This window comes from Xanthomonas sp. GPE 39 (assembly GCF_000963005.1).
Classification (GTDB): Bacteria; Pseudomonadota; Gammaproteobacteria; order Xanthomonadales; family Xanthomonadaceae; genus Xanthomonas_A.
The window spans coordinates 2,574,679-2,595,684 of sequence record NZ_JZHZ01000007.1 but is presented as its reverse complement, the minus strand read 5'-3'; the positions used below and the strand labels follow the sequence as shown (position 1 = coordinate 2,595,684).

Genomic DNA, 21,006 nt, shown 5'->3' with positions numbered 1-21,006 from the left:
GGATTGCTTCGATGACCGCTTCTGCCGCCGCGCAGCTGATCGCCCTCGCCCAGCGCTATTGCCTGCCGATCTATCGCCAGCGCCACTTGGTGCTGGAGCGTGGCCAGGGCTCCATCTTGTGGGATAGCGAGGGGCGCGACTACATCGATCTGGCCGCCGGCATTGCCGTGTGCGGGCTCGGTCACAACGATCCGGATCTGCATGCGGCGCTGCTGGAGCAGGCGGGCAAGCTGTGGCACACCAGCAATGTGTTCTACAGTGAGCCACCGTTGCGTCTGGCCGAGGAGTTGGTTGAGTCATCGCGGTTCGCACACAAGGTGTACCTGTGCAATTCCGGCGCCGAGGCCAATGAGGCGGCGATCAAGCTGGTGCGCAAGTGTGCCGCCAACCAGGGGCGCGCGCCGCAGCAGCGGGTCATCGTGACCTTTCGCGGCAGCTTTCACGGCCGGACGCTGGCGGCGGTCACCGCGACCGCGCAGCCTAAATATCAGGAAGGCTACGAACCGTTGCCTGGCGGCTTCCGTTACGTCGACTTCAACGATATCGCGCAATTGGAAACGGCGATGGCCACCGGCGATGTGGCTGCGGTCATGCTGGAGCCGGTGCAGGGCGAGGGCGGGGTGATGCCAGCCGCGCCAGGTTTCCTGGCACAGGTGCGTGCGCTGTGCGATCGTCATGACGCTTTGCTGGTTCTGGACGAAATCCAATGTGGCATGGGCCGCACCGGCACCTTGTTCGCGCATTGGCAAGACGAGGTGGTGCCGGACATCGTGACCTTAGCCAAGGCGCTGGGCGGTGGCTTCCCGATTGGGGCGATGCTGGCCGGGCCAAAGGTGGCCGAGGCCATGCAGTTCGGCGCGCATGGCACCACGTTTGGCGGTAATCCGTTGGCGGCCGCAGTGGCGCGGGTGGCGCTGCGCAAGCTGGCATCGGCGTCGATCGCGGCCAATGTGGTCAAGCAGTCGGCGGCGTTGCGTGAGGGATTGGCTGCGCTCAACGACGATTTCGCGCTGTTTTCCCAGGTGCGCGGCCGTGGCCTGATGCTGGGCGCGGTGCTGACCTCGGTGCATGCGGGTCAGGCGGGCGCGATCCTCGATCATGCCGCCGCGCATGGCGTGCTGATCCTGCAAGCCGGTCCGGATGTGTTGCGCTTCGTGCCGGCGTTGAACCTCAGCGATGCCGAACTGAGCGCCGGCCTGACGCGTCTGCGCGGCGCTTTGCACGATTACCTCGCCACGCGCTGAGCGTTATTCGCTTCGGGCTTGGTCAGCCGCAGCGACCTCCGCAAACGCCTCGCGTGCTGCTTGCAGCGTCGCCGCCAATACGGCGTCGTCGTGGGCGCTGGAGACGAATCCGGCTTCGTATGCCGAAGGCGCCAGGAACACACCGCGTGCGAGCATCGCGTGGAAGAAGCGGTTGAACGCGGCGGTGTCGCAGGCGGTGGCCTGTGCGTAGGTCTCCACCTTCTCGCTGGTGAAGAACAGGCCGAACATCCCACCGACTTGATTGGTGGTGACGGCCACGCCAGCGGCGGCGGCGGCTTGTTCGAGCCCAGCGCACAACGCCGTGGTGCTCGCCTCCAGACGTTGGTGGAAGCCCGGTGCCTGGATCAACTCCAGCAGTGCCAGGCCGGCGGCCATTGCCGCCGGATTGCCGCTCAGCGTACCGGCCTGATAGATCGGGCCAGATGGCGCGATTTGTCGCATCAGCGCGGCGCGTCCGCCATAGGCGCCCACGGGCATGCCACCGCCGATGATCTTGCCGAAGGTGGTCAGGTCCGGCACCACGCCATAGTGCGCCTGCGCGCCGCCGAGGGCGACGCGGAAGCCGGTCATCACTTCGTCGAAAATCAGCAATGCGCCATGCTGGGTGCACAGTGCGCGCAGATGCTGCAGGTAGCCGGCGCGCGGCGGGATGCAGTTGGCGTTGCCGACCACCGGCTCGATGATGACGGCGGCGATCTCATCGCCCATCTGCGCGAACAGCGCGTTAGCGCCCTCGACGTCGTTGTAGGCCAGTGTGGCGGTGAGTTCGCTCAGCGCTGCCGGCACGCCAGGGGAGGTCGGCACGCCCAGAGTCAGCATGCCGCTGCCGGCCTTGACCAGAAACGAATCGCCGTGGCCGTGATAGCAGCCTTCGAATTTGACGATGCGGCTGCGCCCGGTCGCGCCGCGCGCCAGACGCACGGCCGATAGCGTGGCTTCGGTGCCGGAGTTGACCATGCGCACCATCTCGCACGAAGGCACCAGCCGGGTGATGGTCTGCGCCATCGTCACCTCGGCCGGGCATGGCGCGCCGAACGATAGCCCGTCGGCAATTGCGCGCTGCACCGCCTCGCGCACCGCCGGGTGGTTGTGGCCGGCGATCATCGGCCCCCACGAGCCGACGTAGTCGATGTAACGGTGACCGTCCACGTCGTACAGATATGGGCCGTCGGCGCGCTGCACGAAGAACGGTTCGCCGCCGACCGATTTGAAGGCGCGCACCGGCGAATTGACTCCGCCGGGGATCAGCGATTGCGCTTGTGCGAACAGGGCGTGTGAGCGGGTGTGCTGCATGGGGGACATCCTCGGCGGGCTGAGCGGGCGTGCGCATGGCGCATGTGCGGTGATTGTCGCGGCTGTGGTGGTGAGTCGCCATGCGCATTGGTGGCGGACGTGCTGTTCTCATGCCATGTAGGCGGCGGACGTGGCGTGGATATCGGGGGTGAGTCGGGGCATGGAGCCTGCGCGTAGACACCATGCCGGCCCCGCCAGCGCATCAGGCGAAACAGGCGCGATAGGCCGCCAGTGCGGCCTGCGGATCGGCGGCATCGAACACGCCACTGATGACCGCCAGCAGATCGGCGCCGGCGTCGACGATGGGCCGGGCGTTGTGGGGGGTCAGGCCGCCGATCGCCACGCGTGGCAGTCGCAGCGATGCGGCGTCGCGCAGCAGGCCAGGATCGGCGCGGCGTGTGGCGACCTTGCTGCGGCTGGGAAAGAACGCGCCGAACGCGACATAGCTGGCGCCTGCTGCGGCGGCGGCGTGGGCGCGCTGTAGGTCGTCGTAGCAAGACGCGCCGATCAGCGCGTGTGGTCCGAGCATGGCGCGGGCGCGTCCCAGGTCGCCGTCGTCCTCGCCCAGATGCACGCCAGCGGCGCCGACTGTCTGTGCCAGCATCACCTCGTCGTTGATGATCAATGGCACCCCGGCCCGCAGGCACATGGCCTGTAACGCGCTGGCCTGGGCCAGACGCTGCGCCGCATCGGCGCGCTTGTTGCGGTATTGCAGCCAGGTCACGCCCTGTTCCAGCAATGGTGCCACCCGTTCCAGCAGGCGTGTGCCATCGGTCTCGTCCGGGGTAATGAGGTACACGCCGCGAGGCGTGGTGGATGTGCTCATGCAGGTGCAAGCCTTTCGATACGTCGGCGGCGATGGGACAATGGCGCTTTCCCCTGCCGTAGACCTGCGATTATCCAATGAGCGATACCACTACCACCATCTACCGCGCCTGGATGTGCGTCGTCTGCGGCTTCATTTACAACGAAGCCGACGGTTTGCCGGAGGAAGGCATCGCGCCGGGGACTCGCTGGGAAGATGTGCCCGACACCTGGACCTGCCCCGATTGCGGCGTCACCAAGGACGATTTCGAGATGGTGACGATTGAGTAATTTGGTGGGGATTGGATGTTTTCCGCCGGTGCGCGGCTTCGTTGAGATGTCGCTCGCGCGGTTTTTGCTGCGCGGCTTCACTCTTCGCTAGGCTGTCACTGTTGCCTTCCCTGCAATCGCGCAGCGCCCGGATGCCTGCAGCGCTGGGTAGCTATTTCTCGACCGGGCAACCCTTTTTAAGCCATGGCTCGATTGCAGTGACCCAGCGGTGTAGGTCAATCCATCGCGCCTCAATGCATCCGTTGTGCGCGTGCGCTGAGTTCCACCAGGTATTCGCGGATCGTCAAGGCGTCGTGCGCTTCCGGATTTAGCTGCAGATAGCGGCTCAGGTCGTGGCGGGCGCCGAGCACATAGTCCAGTTGCAGATAGGCCAGGCCCCGATCACGCAGGGCGTCCGATTGGTCGGGCATCAGCTTGAGTACCCGGTCGGCGCTGCGTGCGGCACGGTCCCATTCCTTGCGTTCGGCATAGACGCCGTGAAGGTTGCGCAGCACCCGGGTGAGGATCGCGCGGTGCGGAGCCGGATTCAGTATCTGCAGTAGCGCCCGGTCGTCCGGGTTTTCCCCGCCCAGGTGTGGTCGCACGCGTTCGCGGAGTTCTTCCACCGCCAGTGGGCGGCCGCCGTTAAACGGGTCCATGACCAGCAGACCATCGTCCACCGGCAAGCGGACCAGGAAATGTCCAGGGAAGGACACGCCATCCAGCGGGATGCCCAGGCGCCGGGCCACTTCCATCTGCACCAGCGCCAGCGAGATCGGGTTGCCCAGGCGGCGCTCGAACACCTGGTTCATGTAACTGTTGCGCGGGTCGTAGTATTCGTCGTGATTGCCGCTATAGCCAAGCTCTTCGAACAGATGGCGATTGATCGCCGCCATTTTCAGCGGCCATGGTTCGATCAGCGCGACCTCGTGCCGCAGATGGTCGGCATGGTTTTGCGCCAGCGTGTCGTAGTGGGCCGCATCCAGTTCCGGATATTCGTCGCGTGCGATCAGCAGTGCGGTTGCCAGCAATGGCAGCGCATCGTCGTCCAGGGTGGACAGGGTGTTCCAGCTTGGCAATGTCAGTGCGTCGGCCATGATCGAAGACTGGCGGCAAAACGTGGCCCGATCAAGTCCGGCATTTCCTGACAGCGATGTCGGATTCAGCGCCGTGATGGCGGCCCGCTGTGGAGTCAATGGGCCTGCGGAATGCTCGGGTCGAAGTGCAGTTCGGCACCGTTTTGCAATTTGAGTTGCTCGGCCTGACCGGCGTTCAGTTCGAGCACGTAGCGCGCCGGCGCATTGCTCGGATACGGTGGGCAGCCGTTACCCGCCGAGCACGGTGGCACATTGCGCTGCTGCGCCACCAGCTTGCGCTGGGTGTCGAAGTAGAGGATGTCCAGCGGGATCTTGGTGTTTTTCATCCAGTAGGCTTGGGGTTCTTCGTGTTCGTGGATGAACAGCATGCCGTGGTCGGCCTCCAACTTGTCACGAAACATCAGCCCGCGTGCGCGTGTAGCGTCGTCCTGCGCCAACTCGACCTGATAGCGGTGTCCGCCCAGTTCCACCCAGTGATCGCCAGCGCTGGCACAGCTGCTCAGTGCAACAAGGAAAAGAACGCTAAGGGCTCGGGACAGGGACATGGCGTTGCAATAAATGCGAGAAGGAGAGCGCGCACCTTGTTGCATCGTGCGCGGGGAGTCAAGCCTCTGACGGAATTCCTTGCGTGGCGCTTGTGCTGCGGCTGCGGACACTTTTGTTTCTGTAGGAGTGATCTTGCTCGCGATGCGCGAGCGGCAAGGCATGCAAAGCGTCGCGGCGTAAACCGCGCCGACAACCACATCGCGATGGTCACCGATGGAGACGATCCGATGGCCGAATCGGTCGAGCACGATGCGGCACCGGAAAACATCGCCGAATCCCGAATCAAAACACCCGTGGCGGCTCGCCGCCGACGATCACCACATCGGCGCGGCGGCGCGCAAACAGGCCGACGCAGACCACACCGGGGATTTGATTCAACTCGCGCTCCAGCGTGAGCGGGTCGGTGATCGAGAGGTGATGCACATCGAGTATCACGTTGCCGTTGTCGGTGACCACGCCATCGCGCCAGACCGGCTGGCCGCCGCTGCGCGCGAGGATTTCACGGGCAACTAGGCTGCGTGCCATCGGGATCACTTCGATTGGCAGCGGGAATGCGCCCAGGGTCTGCACCTGCTTGCTGGGGTCGACGATACAGACAAAGCGCTCACTCGCCTCGGCGATGATTTTTTCGCGGGTCAGTGCGGCGCCGCCGCCTTTAATCAGGCATTTGTTCGGATCGCATTCGTCGGCGCCATCCACGTACAGCGACAGGGTGCCGGTGTGGTTCAGTTCCAGCACCTCGATGCCGTGCTGGCGCAGGCGTGCGGTGCTGTGTTCGGAGCTGGAGACCGCGCCCTTGAGGCGGTGGCCGATGCGGCCGAGCGCATCGATGAAGTAAGCGACGGTGGAGCCGGTGCCGACACCGACGATCATGCCGTCCTCGACGTACTCGATGGCTTTCTCGGCGGCAAGGCGTTTTGCTTCGGACATGGGGGGATTCCGTGGGCGGGATTAGGGGGGGGCGTGGGGCAGGGGACGTGCTGTGCGGGTGGTTACTCCAGCGACAGCAGCAGGGCCCACTGCGCGGCGCTGACCGGGAAGACCGACAGGCGATTGCCGCGCGCGACCAGTGGGAAACCATCGCCGAGCACATCGGCGTGCGATTTGATCTCCTCCAGGGTGATCGTGCGCGTGAGCTTGCGCTCGAACGCCACGTCCACCAGATACCAGCGCGGCTGCTCCGGTGTGGCTTTGGGATCGTGGTAGTCGGAGGAAGGATCGAACTGGGTCGCGTCTGGGTAGGGATCGCTGGCCACTCTGGCAACGCCGACGATGCCTGGCACCTTGCAGTTGGAGTGGTAAAACAGGATGCCGTCGCCAACGTTCATGCTATCGCGCATGAAATTGCGCGCCTGGTAGTTGCGCACGCCGTTCCAGGGTTCGGTCCCGACCCGCTGCAGGTCGTCAATCGAGAAGGCGTCCGGTTCGGATTTCATCAGCCAGTAGCGGGTGCGTGCAGTCATGCGGGCAAAGTGGGCGCGGTCGTGAGAGTGAGGGATTCAGTACAGACGGCGTCTAGCGTCACGTCCCAGGCGGCGACCGGTAATGCAGCGACCTGTTGGGTGTCGAAGGCGGCACCGACCAGCCATGGCGGATGGGGTTGCTGTTGGCGGAATGCGAAGCTGCGATCATACCAGCCGCCTCCCATGCCCAGACGGTGGCCGGCGTGGTCGAAACCCACCAATGGCGTCACCACCAGCGCCATCTGTTCGGGGGCGAGCATCGCTGCCGCATCGAGATCGGGTTCTGGAATGCCATAGCGGTTGGCGACCAGTGGCTGCCCCGGACGCCACGGCGCAAAGCGCAGGGTCGTGCCGTGCAGGACTGGCAGGCAGTACTGCACCGTGTCTGGCAGCGACAGTTGCCAGCGATGCAGGGCGATCTCGCCGTCCATCGCCCAGTAGCCGGCGACATAGCCGTGTTGCGGTGCGAACGGTAGCTGGAGCAAGCGTTGCGCCAGTGCGTCGGCGGCGCTGAGACGCGTCGCGGCGGGAAGCGCGCGGCGGCGCGCGCGCAGTTGCTGACGCAGGAGCTCGCGAGGGTCGGCAGGCATGGCTGGGCCGTCAGTGAAAGACGCTCCTATTGTCCTGGCCGGCGCGGACGCTGCCTAGAGCGTGGCAGTTGGGTTGAGGTGAGGTGCTTGGTCGCCTCAGCAGCAAGGGCGGCCAGTTCGGTCGGCGGCCAGGAGCGGTGGCGCGGTTGGCCGCAGTGCGGGCCGCAGATGAGATCGGGATCGCAGCGGTGCCGCGTTGTCGGTGATGCGGAGCGTGCCGAGCTGGAGATGGCGATGGTAGGGGCGCGCGGCACCGGCAGAAAAGGAAACGGCGCCTTGCGGCGCCGGTTCCTGGAACAATTGCATTCTCCGCCGTGACGATGCGTGCGAAACGACCTTGAACCCGGGGTTCAAGTGGGATGGCTGGGGAACCTTCGGGCTTCCCGCTACGAGGCGGACCTGCACTCCCGATTCCGTCGCCACCCCGTGGTCGTCATTAAGGGACAAGGCGAATGTTTGCACACGCTGTCGTTCACAGCAGAGAACGCGGGGCTAGTATAACGCTGTCGCCGCGCTTGGCACGTCCGTCTGTCGCACGGTGCGTTGCAATTTACCTTCATGATCGAGCCGCGATGGCCGAATCAACGCGTCGTATCGGTCACACTATCCAGGCGCCGGTTGAGATCGGCAAGCGTGCGGGTCATTTCGTGTTCGCGCTGGGCGTTTTCGTCGCTCAGCTGCTGGAGTTCATGTGCCAAATTCAGCGCGGCGAGGACGGCGACGCGGTCCACTGCCGCCATGCGGTTGCTGCCGCGTATCTCGCGCATCTTCGCTTCGAGCACACGCGCGGCAGCGAGCAGGCTGTCGCGCTCTTGGGCCTCGACGCCAACGGTGTATTCGCGGTCGAGGATACGGATGCTGACCGGTTCGCTCACGTGTGCTGCTCCAGCGATTTCAGTCGGGCGATCATGGCTTCCACGCGCGAGCGCGCCTGCTCGTTCTTGGTCAGCAGTTGCGAACGCTCGCCGATCAATTGCTCCTGCTGTTGGCGCAGGCTGCGGTTTTCGTCGGTCAGGCGCTGGCAACGCTCCACCAGTGTTTCCACGCGCATGGCGAGTGCGCGAAGTTCGGCGAGTACATCGGGTGTGTCCATGGCGCTCACGATAGACATGCGTTCGCGCGGTGGTCAAGACGCCGCGCGGCGGTGCGATGGCTGCCGCTCAGATGGGCAGCCGCAGCGGTTGTTGCAGCAGCTTGAGGCAGGCATCCGGTTCTAGCGCGGGCGCGACCAAGTGGCCCTGGATTTCGTCGCAGCCATGTTCGCGTAGGAACATGAGCTGGCTGGGCTGTTCGACGCCCTCGGCGACGACCTTCAGGTCCAGCGAGTGGCCCATTGCGATGATGGTGCTGGTGATGGAGGCATCGTCCGGGTCCATGCTCAGGTCGCTGATGAAGGCCTGGTCGATCTTCAGGGTGTTGATCGGCAGCCGCTTCAGATAGGCCAGCGACGAGTAGCCGGTGCCGAAATCGTCGATTGCCAGGGTCAGGCCCAGTTCCCGGCAGGCGCGCAGGATTTCCGCGCTCTTGCCGACCTGCGACATCACCACGCTCTCGGTCAGTTCCAGTTCGACATTGGCCGCCGGTACGCCGGTGTCGGCCAGGATCTGCGCCATCAATTCCGGCAGGTTGCTGCGTTCGAGCTGGATCGCCGAGACGTTGATCGACATGCACAGATCGGTCAGGCCCATTTTGCGCCAGTCACGCAGCGCGCTGCAGGCTTGGCGCAGGACCCATTCGCCGATTTGCAGGATCAATCCGGTCTCTTCGGCCAAGGGAATGAACTGGCTCGGCGAGACGGGCCCGAAATCGGCACTGTGCCAGCGCAGCAACGCTTCCACGCTCACCACGCGCTGTTCGCGCAACGAGTAGCGCGGCTGATAGACCAGTTTCAACTCCTGATCCAGTGGAATCTTGCGCAAGGTGCTGGCCAGTGTCGCGCGATGGCGGGTGGCCTCGTCCATGCTGGCCGAGTACACCTGGGCATTGCGGCGTCCGGCCGCCTTGGCCTGGTACATGGCTGTATCGGCGTGCTTGAGCAGTTCGCTGGGCAGTAGCGCATGTTGCGGGAACAGCGAAATACCGATGGAGGTGGAAACCGCCACCTCGCGGCGATCGTCCAGACGCAGCGGCGGCTCGAACGCCGCCAGCACCCGCGCGGCGACGCTTTCGGCCTCGTCTTGGCTGATGATGTCCTCCACCACCACGGTGAATTCGTCGCCGGCCAGACGTGCGACTGTATGCTGCGGTCCCACCGCCTGTTGCAGGCGTTCGGCGACTGCGCGTAGGACCTGATCGCCGACGGAGTGACCCTGTGAGTCGTTGATGTCCTTGAAACGGTCCAGGTCCAGGAACAGCACCGCAACCGTGCCGGCCTGACGGCGTGCCCGGACGATCGCCCGGGCCAGCCGCTCTGACAGCAGGGCGCGGTTGGGCAGGCTGGTCAACGTGTCGTAGTTGGCCAGGTAGCGCAGTTCCTGCTCGGCGCGTTTTTGTTCGGTGATGTCTTCCAGTACCACCACTTGGAAGCTCTGTCGGCCGTCTGCATCGACCACGGTGTTGCGGCGCATGTGGCACAGGATCTCGTGGCCGTCCTTGCGTCGCTTCCAGGCATCGCCACGCCAGTGAAGCCCTTGATCGAGCATCGGCGGTGGTGGGACGTTGGGCGCGTGGTCGATCAGTGTCATCGGCTGGCCCAGGACCTCGCGCTCGCTGTAGCCGGTGATCCGGGTGAAGGCCGGGTTCACCGAGATAAAGCGCCGCTCCTCGTCGAGCACGGCCACCGCCTCGTTCATGCTGCGCAGTACTTCTGCGGCGATACGCCGTTCCAGGTCGGCTTGACGGTGCGAGGTGATATCGCGTGCGGTGCCGGCGAGGCGGCGCGGATTGCCGGCCGCATCGTAATCCACCACGCGTCCACGCACCCGCGCCCACTGCCAGACGCCGTCGCCGGTCAGGTCCACCCTGTATTCGGCCAGATAGATCGCGGTGAGCCCCTCAAGATGTTCGCTGAGCGCATGTTTGGCCTGGGCGATGTCGTCGGGATGGATCCTGAGCGGATCGTCCTCGTGGATCACCAGAGCGATTTCCTGCATCTGCGGGTTGGCATCGTCCACGCGCATCCGCCGTAGCGTGCGATTTTGCAGGTCGTAATCCCAGAAGTGCTCGCCCGAAGCCCATAGCGCCAACTTCAGGTAATGGTCGTGTCGCTGCAGCTCTTCGTAGCGCCGTAGCTTTTGCCGCATACGCCGCCGGTAAAGCAGTGCATACAGTGACAAGGTCAGCCCGCCGATGGCCAGGAAGAGGGCAATGACTGGGCGGTCCCAGCTCCAGTCGGCGGTGAGATGGCTTGCGATTCCCGCAGTGAGGTGCTCTAACAGCATGGCGGGACGTGATATCTATCAAGGAAAGGGACTGCTGAGTGTAGGCATGTGCCGGAAGCCTTCACAAGCAGCAAGGTGTATGCGGATTGTTACACTGGTCCGTCATTCAGTCCGCTGCCGGCCTCCCGAGCCGGTGGCAAGCCCCCCGACAGACCCTGTATCCATGACCGAACTTCCCACCGCCGCCGCTATCGTCAATGCCAGTCAACAATTGGACCTGGCCGCATCCGCAGCCGAGCTCCACGGTGCCCTGTGCGGCTGGCTGGCTGGCGGCGGCGCCGACCTGCCCGCCTGGCCAGCGGCGGTATTGGCCGATGCCGACATTGCCACGCCACGCCGCGGCGATGCCCTGGACCAACTGCGCCAGGCTACCGTAGCGCAGTTGGAGGACCGCGATTTCGGTTTCGACCTGGTCCTGGCCGAGCCTGGGACGCCGTTGCCCGAGCGAGCCGATGCGTTGTTCGAGTGGTGCCGTAGCTTCCTTGGTGGTTTCGGTCTTGCCGCAGGGGCCAAGCCGCCGCTGTCCGAAGAAGGGCTTGAGGCCTTACAGGACTTGGCCCGACTGGGGCAGACCAGTGGCGAGGAGATCGACAGTGGCGACGAAGACGAGGAGGCGTTGGCCGAGATCGAGGAATTCGTGCGGGTGGCGGTGCTGCTGCTGCACAGCGACTGCGTCCTCGCTCCGCGTCACCGGCAGCGGTTGAACTGATGAAGCGGCTCACCGGGATTGGTGCAGCCGAATACGCGCGCCGGCGTCGACGGCTGATGGACATGGCGGGCGAGCAGGCCATCTTGGTGTTGCCGAGCGCGCCGGAGCGCGTGCGCAGTCACGATACCCATTATCCGTACCGCCAGGATTCGGACTTCTGGTATCTGTGCGGATTTCCGGAACCAGAGGCGGTCCTGGTGTTGGTGCCCGGACGCCGTCATGGCGAGGCGCTGCTGTTCTGCCGCGAGCGCGACCCCGAGCGCGAAGCCTGGGACGGCCCGCGTGCCGGCCAGGAAGGCGCGGTGGCTCACTATGGCATGGACGATGCCTACCCGATCGAGGATCTCGACGACATCCTGCCTGGCCTGCTGGAGGGTCGCTCGCGGGTCTACTATCACTTCGGCCGCGATGTCGATTTCGATCTCAAGCTGATCGGCTGGGTCAAGCGCGTGCGCGAGCAGGTGCGGCATGGCGCGCAGTTGCCGCACGAGTTCCTGGAACTGGGCCACTTGCTGCACGAGCAGCGCCTGTTCAAGTCGCGCGATGAGATCGCGTTGATGCAGGTGGCCGCCGACCTGAGTGTGGCCGGACACCGCGCGGCGTGGCGGGTGGCGCGGTCCGGAGTGCACGAATACCAGTTGCAGGCCGAGATCGAACACGCGTTCCGTGCAGGTGATGCCTGTCCCGCCTACGCCAGCATCGTCGGCAGCGGCAGTAACGCCTGCGTGCTGCACTACCGCGCCAATGCCGCGCGCCTGCGCGACGGCGATCTGGTCCTGATCGATGCGGGTGCCGAGTACCGTGGCTATGCCGCCGACATCACCCGCACCTTTCCGGTCAACGGCCGCTTCAGCGCCGAACAACGCGTGCTGCACGATTTGGTTGGCGCCGCCCACGCGGCGGCGCTGGCGCAGGCGCGGCCGGGCGTCGCATACGAGGCCGGGCATCTGGCCGCAGTGCAGGTGCTCACCGAAGGTCTGCTGCGGCTGGGTTTGCTCAAGGGCGGCCTGGAGCAGAACCTGGAGAGCGGCGACTATCGGCGTTTCTACCGGCACAAGACCGGGCACTGGCTGGGGCTGGACGTGCACGACGTCGGCGACTACAAACTGGCTGGTGCATCGCGCCTGCTGGAGCCGGGCATGGTGTTCACCATCGAGCCGGGGCTATACGTCGCCCCCGACGATCAGGAGGTGCACGCGAAGTGGCGTGGCATCGGCATTCGCACCGAGGACGACGTGCTGATCACCGACGACGGCCACCGCGTGCTGACCGACGCGCTGCCGCGCAGTGCCGAGCAGATCGAAGTGGTGATGGCGGCGGATTGATCCAGCGCATGCGCTGCGCTTGACCGGTGCGCTGGTTCAGACCGCCGCGAACGCCGGGCGCGTCAGATTCTCCGGTTCGTCCTCGGTGCACACCACCTCGTCCTCGATGCGGATGCCGCCGTAGGGCTTGAAGTGCTCCACCCGAGCCCAGTCCACGCTGTGGACGTGTTTGGTCTGTTTCAGCGCGTCCAGCAGCATGTCGATGAAGTACAGGCCGGGTTCGATGGTGACCACCATGCCCGGTTCGAGTGTGCGGGTCATGCGCAGGTACGGGTGGCCGTCGGGCCGCTCGATGCGCCCGCCTTGGTCGCTGGCGGCGAAACCACCAACATCGTGGACTTGCAGGCCGATCGGATGACCGAGGCCGTGCGGAAAGAAGGTGGCGCTGACGCCGCTGGCGACGGCGGCTTCCGGCGATACCGTGAGCACGCCGAAGTCTTTCAGTACGCCCATCAGCGCCAGGTGTGCGTCCAGATGCAACTGCGCGTAGTCCACGCCGGCGCGCACGTTCTGGCCCATGCGCTGTTGCGCGGTGTCCACCGCGTCGATCAACGCCTGGAATTCGCTGCTGGTGTCGGTGGCGTAGGTGCGGGTGATGTCGCTGGCGTAGCCGTGTGCGCTGGCGCCGGCGTCGATCAGCAGGCTGTGCAGCGGCGTCGGCGTCTGTCGTTGCAGCTCGGTGTAATGCAGCACGGCGCCGTGCTCGTTCAGTGCCACGATGTTGCCGTAGGGCAGTTCGGTCGCGTCTTGGCCGACGGCGGCGCAATAGGCCATGTGGATCTCGAACTCGCTGCGGCCTTCGCGGAACGCCGCTTCGGCGGCGCGGTGGCCGCGCACCGCCAGTTGCTGCGCCTGACGCATCAGCGCCAGTTCGTAGGTCGTTTTGTAGGCGCGGTGGTAGTCCAGATAGTCCAACACCACCTGCGGATTGTTGGGAATGTAATCGCCGAGTGCGCTGTGCGGTTCGCCGAGAATCGCGCAGCGCGCTGGCGTTGGTAGCAGTGCCAGTGCTTCTTCCGGGCTGCGAATGATGTGGATGTCGCAATGCTCCACCCACCAGCCGTTGGGTGCCGCCGGCACTGCGTGCCAGTAGTCGTGTGGTTGGTGGAAGATGACTTGCGGTCGCTGTCCCGGGGTGTACATCAGCCAACTGTTCGGCACTCGGGTGAGCGGTAGCCATGCCTTGAACTGTGGATTCACTGCATAGGGATAGTCGCGGTCGTCGAATGCCTGGTAATGCAGGTTGCCGCTGGGTACCACCAGGTGCTCGAAGCCAGCGCGCGCCAGCGCTGTGTCGGCGCGGTGCGATAGCGTGCGCAGATGGTTGGCGTACAGGGCACTGAGGGTGTGCTGGAGCATGGGCAGAACTCGGTCGGCGTGGGATCAACGAGGACGCAGTGTGCCGCAATTCGGGGGTGGGGATTCGGCGCCTTGCGGCTAAGAATGGCTAACAACGCTGCCGCGTCGCCGCCGGACGGGGGCGGGCAGTGCTCGGAATCCTCATGTGCCGTCTGTACATGGCGGTTGCTGCGCGCGGTCTGTTACCCAACCGGCCGCGACTGGCGAGGTTTTTTAGCCACGCTAAGGCCAGCGATGGCGTCGCATTAAAGACGCAAGTCGCCGCTTCTGCGCGTGTCGTGGAGTATGCAATGAACAGGTCAGCCGTTGGGCTCGGCGTTGTTGACCCATTGTCGTAACAGATCGCGGTGCGCGGCGGAGATGGTGAGAAAGCAGAAGCCTGTCCAGGCATGGCCTGGCGTGTGCGAGGCTTCGCTCCACAATAGGTGTGCGCCCACGTCGATCTGCACCTGACGATCGGTTTGCGGCATTGTGAAGCGCAATTGGTACAGCGCGTCGTCATGCAAGTGGGTCGATGCCAGCAGCAGCATGCCGTGTTCGGACACATTGCCGAGGCGGCCGATCACCACCTCTTCCATCATGTCCAGGACCGGCACCATGTCCGGCACCGGGCGGCGCGGCGAGCGACGAGCTTCGGCGATCATACGTCCTCCGTGGAGATATTCGACGCAGTCGCGCCCGCGAGAGTTCGCAGCCTGTGCATGGCCGCTTGCCAGGCGCGGTCGATCAAGCGTGTACGGTTGCCGCTGATGATGCTTACCTGGCCCCGCGCCAATAGTCTGGCAAGTCCATCCAGTGAGTAGTCGGCGGTTTTTTGTCCGCGTTGATTGACGAACAACGCGCGTTCTGTGGACGTGCTGTACCACGACAAACGTTGTCGTTTCGGGTTGTGCTGTTGGTCGGTGACGAACACGAACCATGTGCCGAACGGCAGGCTGCGCAGATGCTCGTAGGCTGCTTGTTCGTCCGCGGTGCGTGGCGGTAACGGCGGCTCATTGTCTTCGCTTTGCACGCCAACACGCGCACGCAACTGTAGCGTGGTGTCAGATACAGGTAGCAGTGCCGATGTCTCGGCAGCCCCCGGCGTGGAAAGAATGCGGGCGATGGCCGCAGCCTCGTCCTGGTGATAGCCGACCTGCAGCAAAGCGTTGCACACAGCATCGGTCAGAGCAGTGTCGGCTGCGTCATCGGTGCGGCAGGTGATCTCGGCGATGCGTGCGCTGAGCCGCTCGCGTTCGCGCCACGCATCGGAGTCTTCGCCTTGTCGCAGCAGCGTCAGCACCAGCACGTCGGACCATGCCTGTTGCAAGAGGGTCTGCACCACGTATGGCGGTTGCCAGGCATTGCACAGTCGCTCCAGGCTGTGGCCGGTCGTCTGCTTGGCTAGCGCCAGTCGTTCCTTGCCACGTGCCGCTTCGATGTGTCGGCGTTCGGCGATCTCCGCCTTGTGTACCAGCGCGCGGCAATGTGCCTGGATTTCTTGGTATGCCTGTTCGAAGACCGTGACATTGCCTTCGTATTCCTCGACGACCCGATCCACGGTTTTGTTCAACTTCAGTAGCAACGGTGCATCGACGTCCTCGTCGCCGAGCCAGAGCAGGCTGGATTCGGCCACCGCATTGAGTAGTTCGCGTGCTGGATGCCGGTCGCACACGAAGAGCGTGGGATCCTGCAGCGCTGCGCGTACCAGTGGCACCTGTAAGCGTTCCAATAGCAATGCTGCTGGCGTGCCGCTGCGTACCTCGCGTTCGATTTCGCCGTACAACAGGGCGAGCAGATCGAAGATGTCGGCATCCTGGCAGGCCAGCGTGGCCTGCGGACCGTGTTCGCTGCGCAAGACGTTCGATAGTGCCGCCTGCACGTCGCGGATATGGCGACGTCCGCGCAACCCACCCATGGTGCTGTGCGCTGGCGGCTGCGCTTGAAATTCGCCCAGTGCCTGCAACAGCGTGGTGGTCGCAATGGTGACCGTCTCGGCTTGGGGCGCGTCGGTCTGCGCGGGGCGGATGGCGGCGATTGGATCGGCCGCCGATATGGCCGTGGCAGGGGCGGCATTCCTGCGTGCCGCCATGAGCAAGCTGCGCAGCGTGGTCAGCTCGGCCGGTGCATCGAGCGTGTTGGCTGGCGTCACCGTTGCCATTGGTGCGGCGATCGCGCGGTCCTCTGCCGTGATCGCAGTGCTGTGGGGATGGCTTGCCGCTCGTGTCTGACCGATGACCGGATAGGGAGTGTCGGGTGCACGTGCTGCGCTGCGTGCGGCGACCGCTGCTGTGGGCGAGGACGTGCGCGTGGGGTAGGGCCGGTAGACCAGTCCAGGCAGTACGCCAGCGTCCGTGAGCAGGTCATTTGCCCGTTCCACGATGATGGCGTAATGCGTCATGACATGGCGCTCGAACGCGCGGTATAGGGCCAGTTGTGCGTCCAGCCCCATCTGTAGTTGCTTGCCGGCTTCGCGCAGTATGCGGCACAGCGCCTGCGGTCCCATTGGCAGGTGTTCGACCTCGAACGCGGGACGCGCGGCGAGTACGCCGAAGCGGTGGCCGAGCAGTTGCAATGGAATGTGGGTGCGAATCGCCTCGCGTCGGGCAATCTCGTGCAGCACGATGTTGCGGTCGATCTCCACGTCGCAGACCAAACTCAGGGCCTGGGTTGCCGCCTTGGTCGTGCTGGACTGCTCCGACTGAACGCTCGCCGCAGTGCTGCGAATCGTGGCCAGCGCGGATTCCAGTTGCGCTCGGAACAGTGGGACGAAGTGCGGGCGTTGTGCACGCAGGTTCTGCGCATCCTGATGGTTGTCTTGCCGCAACTGGCAGTTGTGCGCGTGTTCGGCTTGTTCGAGCAGTGCTCGCTCCAGTTCGTCCAGGGTTGCTTGTAGTGGCGACTCCAGCGACTGCCGCAACAGCGCGTTCAGACATGTCAGCAGATGACGCACGCGCGCCGGTAAGACGACGCTAGCAAGCGTCGCCGGGGAACCCGACAAGATTGCAGACAGGGGCATCCTGTGACCGTCGTTTTTTACCGAGGGGGGTATGTAACACGTTTCTGCCGACACAACCATGCCGGCAGCGGTCGCTTCAGAGCATGAATAGGGCGATGACGTCGTTGGTGAAACGCCGCCCTAGTTCGGTTGGTATCACCTTGTCATCTTCCAACTGCAGCCATTGGCGTGCCTGCGCTTGTTGCAGTGCCGAGGCAATGCTGGCCGATGCGAGCCCGGTACGCGCGGTGAAATCGCGCAGCGCGAAACCGTGGTTCAGGCGTAGCGCGTTAAGCATGTATTCGAACGGGCGTTGCTTTGACTCGATCCAGTCCTCGCCGCCGATCGCGGCCGGCGTTCCAGCTGCGTCCATGAAGGCTTGAGGATGCTTGTGCTTCCAACGGCGCAGGATGCGCTGTTCGGCGCCAGAGCTGATCTTGCCGTGGGCCCCGGCCCCGATGCCGAGGTAGTCGCCGAAGGTCCAGTAGTTGAGGTTGTGCGCGCAGCGCGCGCCAGCGCGTGCATAGGCGCTGACTTCGTACTGAGCGTAGCCTGCCGCGGCCAGCAGCGCTTGGCAGTGTTCCTGCATGTCCCAGGCGTCGTCGTCCTCGGGGATGCCCTGCGGCGGCCGTGCTGCGAACAGTGTGTTCGGTTCCAGGGTGAGCTGGTAGTGGCTGATGTGAGTCGGCTGTAGTGCCAGCGCCCGTGCTACGTCGGCCTCGGCCTCGGCCAGAGTCTGCTGTGGCAGTGCGTACATCAGATCCAGGTTGAGGTTGACGTAGCCGGCGTCCTGCGCCAGCTTCACCGCGCGCTCGGCTTCGGCGCTGTCGTGGATGCGGCCCAGGCGCTGCAGGGCCGCATCGTCGAAGCTCTGGATGCCGAAGCTGAGTCGGTTGACCCCAGCGGCGAGATAACGGTCGAAACGGCCGTGTTCGGCGGTGCCCGGATTGGTCTCCAGGGTGATCTCCAAGCCCGGCGCGAAGCGCAGGCGTGCGCTCGCCGCCTCCAGAAAACGCGCGATGGCCTCGGGCGGGAACAGGCTGGGGGTGCCGCCGCCGAAGAACACACTGTGTACCACCCGGCCCCACACCAGCGGCAGATCCTGGTCGAGGTCGCGGATCAGTGCGTCCACATACGCATCGAATGGCAGCGCGCCTTTGGCCGCATGCGAGTTGAAATCGCAGTACGGACATTTGCGCACGCACCACGGCAGGTGGACGTACAGCGACAGCGGCGGCGGCAATAGCCGCGGCGCGACGTCGTGCGCGCGGTGGTCCGTGTCCGACGCATCGGATGGGGGCTGCTGGTGGTCGTGCGACATGGCCAATGAGTCAGACGTCAGTGCGACACCAGTTCGGTCAGCCGCTGCTTGAGTTGCCGCAGTGCGATGGCGCGATGGCTGATGCGGTTCTTCAACGCGAGCGACATTTCTGCGGCGGTCTGACCATGCTCGGGATCGAGGAATACCGGGTCGTAGCCGTGTCCGCCATTGCCGGCGCGGGCCTGGGCGATGCGCCCGCGCCAGCGACCCTCGACCAGCAATGGCTGTGGATCCTCGGCGTGCCGCATCAGCACCAACACGCAGTAGAAATGCGCGCCGCGCTGTGCGTCCGGCACCTCGCGTAGGGCGTGCAGCAGTTTGTCGATGTTGCCCTGCGCATTGCCGTGTTCGCCCGCGTATCGCGCCGAGTACAGGCCCGGCGCGCCGTGCAGCGCGTCCACGCAGATGCCCGAGTCGTCGGCCAGTGCCGGCAGTCCAGTGAGGCGGGCGGCATGGCGCGCCTTGAGCAGCGCGTTCTCGACGAAGGTCAGGCCGGTCTCGTCGGCATCGTGCACGCCGAGTGTGGATTGCGCGAGCAACTCCACACCGACATCGTCGAGCAGGGCGTGCAGTTCTTCGAGTTTGCCAGCGTTGCTGCTGGCCAGGACCAGTTTCATGGTGTCGGCTCCATTGGCTCCCAGACTGTGCCGTCGACAGCGCACAACGCCGCGACGATCAGCCTGACTTTGGCGATGTGCGGATTCATTGCGCCAGCGCGGTGCGTTGCGCCGCCAGCAGCTCGCCAATGCCGCGCTCGGCCAGACCGAGCAGTGCATCCAATTCGTCGCGGCGGAACGCATGACCTTCGGCGGTGCCCTGTAGTTCGATGAAGCCGCCGCCATCGTTCATCACCACGTTCATGTCGGTATCGCAGTCGCTGTCCTCGGCGTAGTCCAAGTCCAGTACCGGAACGCCACGGTAGACGCCGACTGACACCGCAGCGACCGCGCCGAGCACCACGGGTTTTTTCAATTCCCCGCGCTGGCGCAGCCAGTTCACCGCGTCCACCAGGGCCACGTAGGCGCCGGTGATGGCGGCGGTGCGGGTGCCGCCATCGGCTTGCAGTACATCGCAGTCCAGGGTGATGGTGCGCTCGCCCAACGCGTTGCGATCCACGCATGCGCGCAGCGCGCGACCGATCAAGCGCTGAATCTCCAGCGTACGACCGCCTTGCTTGCCGCGTGCGGCTTCGCGTTCGGAGCGCGAGTGCGTGGCGCGCGGCAGCATGCCGTATTCGGCGGTGACCCAGCCTTCGCCCTTACCACGCAGAAAGCCCGGCACGCGGTGTTCGACGCTGGCGTTGCACAGCACGCGGGTGTCGCCGAAGCTGACCAGGACCGAGCCCTCGGCGTGACGGGTGAACGCGCGCTCGATGCGGACCGGGCGCAATTGCTCGGCCGTACGGCCGCTGGGACGGGAAAAAGACATGCAGGGAATCCGGGAGTGTCGTGAGGCCGTGCGCGGCGAGGCGGGAACGGGCGCTGGAGCGGGTGATGGAGGTTGAGGTGAGGACGAAGCCGGCTGGGGGCGTCATGCACTTCGGGCGCATACCAGCCAGCGTCAGCATCGAGGGTATAGCGTCGTTGAAGGTCAACGCGGCTCGCCTCGAAGGACATGACGAGCGCTAGGGTAACATTCGTGCTTTGTTCGCACGGGAACTTCGCATGATCCGCAGCATGACCGCCTTCGCTGGCGCCGAGCGCATCACGCCCTGGGGGACGTTGGGGTGCGAGCTGCGTTCGGTCAACCACCGTTTCCTGGAAGTGGGCGTGCGCCTGCCGGAGGAACTGCGTGCGCTGGAGCCGCAACTGCGCGAGCGCGTGGCCGCGCGCATCAGTCGCGGCAAACTGGACTTGATGCTGCGTCTGCGTGCGCCGGACACGGCGCACACGTTGGTGGTGAACGACACGCTGGTCGAGCAGTTGGGCATCCTCGCGCAGCGGCTCGGCGTGCGGTTCCCGCAGTTGCGGGTGCAGTTCGTCGACCTGTTGCAACTGCCTGGCGTGTTGCAGGGGCAGGTGGTGGACCCGGCGCTGCTGCAGGCGCAGGCGCTGGAATTACTGGACGAAGTGCTGGTCGAGTTCGTTGCCGCGCGCGAGCGCGAGGGCGGCAAGCTGGCCGCCGTAATTGTCGAGCGGGTGGACGCGGTGGAGCGTGTCGCCGGCGAGGTGCGCACCTTGATCCCGGCCATTCGCGATGGTCAGCGCGCCAAGTTGGCTGCGCGTCTGGCCGACTTGTCGCATCCGGTCGATCCGGGGCGGGTGGAACAGGAGCTGGTGCTGTGGCTGCAAAAACTCGATGTGGACGAGGAACTGGATCGGCTCGGCAGCCACATCAAGGAATTGCGCCGGGTGCTGCGGCAACCGGAACCGGCTGGGCGGCGCCTGGATTTCCTGTTGCAGGAATTCAACCGCGAAGCCAATACGCTGGGTTCCAAATCGGTGGATAGCCGCACTTCCAACGCCGCGGTGGAACTGAAAGTGTTGATCGACCAGATCCGCGAACAGGTGCAAAACCTGGAGTAGGTGACCCCTGCCGTCGTGGCGTGCCGGTGCCGATGCGTTTGGCACGATCGGCACGGCGATGTTCACAAGCGCGATCTCAGCG

General features: G+C 65.0%; 21 protein-coding genes and 1 other RNA gene. 5 read left to right on the top strand and 17 right to left on the bottom strand.

Annotation, left to right across the window (positions count from 1 at the left end):
• The first annotated feature begins 11 nt into the window (after window positions 1–11).
• Window positions 12–1,244 carry an acetylornithine transaminase gene (locus XALGPE39_RS10810; protein WP_045728185.1) on the top strand — a complete coding sequence of 411 codons (1,233 nt, stop codon included), beginning with the start codon at window positions 12–14 and terminating at the stop codon, window positions 1,242–1,244.
• Between the two features lie 3 nt (window positions 1,245–1,247).
• Here the strand turns inward: XALGPE39_RS10810 and hemL are convergent, their stop codons facing one another.
• Both hemL and thiE read right to left on the bottom strand, forming a co-directional pair.
• Window positions 1,248–2,558 (bottom strand): glutamate-1-semialdehyde 2,1-aminomutase, encoded by a 1,311-nt coding sequence (hemL, locus tag XALGPE39_RS10805; RefSeq protein WP_045728184.1) that lies wholly within the window; start codon window positions 2,556–2,558, stop codon window positions 1,248–1,250.
• A gap of 202 nt (window positions 2,559–2,760) precedes the next feature.
• Window positions 2,761–3,384 carry a thiamine phosphate synthase gene (thiE, locus tag XALGPE39_RS10800; protein WP_045728183.1) on the bottom strand — a complete coding sequence of 208 codons (624 nt, stop codon included), beginning with the start codon at window positions 3,382–3,384 and terminating at the stop codon, window positions 2,761–2,763.
• A 77-nt stretch (window positions 3,385–3,461) separates the two neighbouring features.
• Between thiE and XALGPE39_RS10795 the strand changes: the two genes are divergently transcribed.
• A complete protein-coding gene (locus XALGPE39_RS10795) occupies window positions 3,462–3,653 on the top strand; it encodes a rubredoxin (protein WP_045728182.1) in 192 nt (63 codons plus the stop codon).
• A gap of 230 nt (window positions 3,654–3,883) precedes the next feature.
• On the opposite strand, the gene XALGPE39_RS10790 is transcribed toward XALGPE39_RS10795, so the two are convergent.
• The 9 genes from XALGPE39_RS10790 to XALGPE39_RS10755 all read right to left on the bottom strand — a co-directional run bounded on the left by XALGPE39_RS10790 (window position 3,884) and on the right by XALGPE39_RS10755 (window position 10,708).
• A complete protein-coding gene (locus tag XALGPE39_RS10790) occupies window positions 3,884–4,729 on the bottom strand; it encodes a SirB1 family protein (protein ID WP_045728181.1) in 846 nt (281 codons plus the stop codon).
• Between the two features lie 95 nt (window positions 4,730–4,824).
• Complete coding sequence (locus XALGPE39_RS10785) at window positions 4,825–5,274, bottom strand: DUF192 domain-containing protein (protein ID WP_045728180.1); 450 nt, start codon at window positions 5,272–5,274, stop codon at window positions 4,825–4,827.
• Between the two features lie 283 nt (window positions 5,275–5,557).
• Window positions 5,558–6,205, bottom strand: coding sequence for a ribose-5-phosphate isomerase RpiA (rpiA, locus tag XALGPE39_RS10780; RefSeq protein ID WP_045728179.1), 648 nt, complete (start codon window positions 6,203–6,205; stop codon window positions 5,558–5,560).
• Window positions 6,206–6,267: 62 nt separating this feature from the next.
• A complete protein-coding gene (locus tag XALGPE39_RS10775; protein ID WP_045728178.1) occupies window positions 6,268–6,738 on the bottom strand; it encodes an EVE domain-containing protein in 471 nt (156 codons plus the stop codon).
• A complete protein-coding gene (locus XALGPE39_RS10770; RefSeq protein ID WP_045728177.1) occupies window positions 6,735–7,328 on the bottom strand; it encodes a 5-formyltetrahydrofolate cyclo-ligase in 594 nt (197 codons plus the stop codon). Before XALGPE39_RS10770 ends, XALGPE39_RS10775 begins: the two co-directional genes overlap by 4 nt.
• Before the next feature lie 302 nt (window positions 7,329–7,630).
• Window positions 7,631–7,815: non-coding RNA, 6S RNA (ssrS, locus tag XALGPE39_RS15255), on the bottom strand.
• A gap of 94 nt (window positions 7,816–7,909) precedes the next feature.
• Window positions 7,910–8,203 (bottom strand): cell division protein ZapA, encoded by a 294-nt coding sequence (locus XALGPE39_RS10765; protein WP_045728176.1) that lies wholly within the window; start codon window positions 8,201–8,203, stop codon window positions 7,910–7,912.
• Entirely contained in the window at window positions 8,200–8,421 is a 222-nt protein-coding gene (locus XALGPE39_RS10760) for a TIGR02449 family protein (RefSeq protein ID WP_045728175.1), read from the bottom strand. Before XALGPE39_RS10760 ends, XALGPE39_RS10765 begins: the two co-directional genes overlap by 4 nt.
• Before the next feature lie 67 nt (window positions 8,422–8,488).
• Window positions 8,489–10,708, bottom strand: a complete 2,220-nt coding sequence (locus XALGPE39_RS10755) for an EAL domain-containing protein (protein WP_045728174.1) — start codon at window positions 10,706–10,708, stop codon at window positions 8,489–8,491.
• A gap of 163 nt (window positions 10,709–10,871) precedes the next feature.
• On the opposite strand from XALGPE39_RS10755, the gene XALGPE39_RS10750 reads away from it, so the two are divergent.
• Complete coding sequence (locus XALGPE39_RS10750) at window positions 10,872–11,417, top strand: YecA family protein (protein WP_045728173.1); 546 nt, start codon at window positions 10,872–10,874, stop codon at window positions 11,415–11,417.
• On the top strand, window positions 11,417–12,742 hold the full coding sequence (locus XALGPE39_RS10745) for an aminopeptidase P N-terminal domain-containing protein (protein WP_045728172.1): 1,326 nt from the start codon (window positions 11,417–11,419) through the stop codon (window positions 12,740–12,742). The genes XALGPE39_RS10750 and XALGPE39_RS10745 overlap by 1 nt, the downstream gene beginning before the upstream one ends.
• A 36-nt stretch (window positions 12,743–12,778) precedes the next feature.
• Here XALGPE39_RS10745 and pepQ read toward each other — a convergent pair whose 3' ends face one another.
• The 6 genes from pepQ to rph form a co-directional block, all read right to left on the bottom strand.
• Window positions 12,779–14,101: a Xaa-Pro dipeptidase gene (gene pepQ / locus XALGPE39_RS10740; protein ID WP_045728171.1), complete on the bottom strand. Its 1,323-nt coding sequence runs from the start codon at window positions 14,099–14,101 to the stop codon at window positions 12,779–12,781.
• Window positions 14,102–14,400: 299 nt separating this feature from the next.
• On the bottom strand, window positions 14,401–14,745 hold the full coding sequence (locus XALGPE39_RS10735) for a PilZ domain-containing protein (RefSeq protein ID WP_045728170.1): 345 nt from the start codon (window positions 14,743–14,745) through the stop codon (window positions 14,401–14,403).
• A complete protein-coding gene (locus XALGPE39_RS10730) occupies window positions 14,742–17,099 on the bottom strand; it encodes a DUF1631 domain-containing protein (protein WP_045728169.1) in 2,358 nt (785 codons plus the stop codon). The genes XALGPE39_RS10735 and XALGPE39_RS10730 overlap by 4 nt, the downstream gene beginning before the upstream one ends.
• 76 nt (window positions 17,100–17,175) lie before the next feature.
• Entirely contained in the window at window positions 17,176–18,399 is a 1,224-nt protein-coding gene (gene hemW, locus XALGPE39_RS10725) for a radical SAM family heme chaperone HemW (RefSeq protein WP_045728168.1), read from the bottom strand.
• Between the two features lie 17 nt (window positions 18,400–18,416).
• Window positions 18,417–19,016 (bottom strand): RdgB/HAM1 family non-canonical purine NTP pyrophosphatase, encoded by a 600-nt coding sequence (gene rdgB / locus XALGPE39_RS10720; RefSeq protein WP_045728167.1) that lies wholly within the window; start codon window positions 19,014–19,016, stop codon window positions 18,417–18,419.
• Window positions 19,017–19,101: 85 nt separating this feature from the next.
• Window positions 19,102–19,827: a ribonuclease PH gene (gene rph / locus XALGPE39_RS10715; RefSeq protein ID WP_045728166.1), complete on the bottom strand. Its 726-nt coding sequence runs from the start codon at window positions 19,825–19,827 to the stop codon at window positions 19,102–19,104.
• Window positions 19,828–20,063: 236 nt separating this feature from the next.
• On the opposite strand from rph, the gene XALGPE39_RS10705 reads away from it, so the two are divergent.
• Complete coding sequence (locus XALGPE39_RS10705) at window positions 20,064–20,924, top strand: YicC/YloC family endoribonuclease (protein ID WP_045728164.1); 861 nt, start codon at window positions 20,064–20,066, stop codon at window positions 20,922–20,924.
• Window positions 20,925–21,006: the final 82 nt, after the last annotated feature.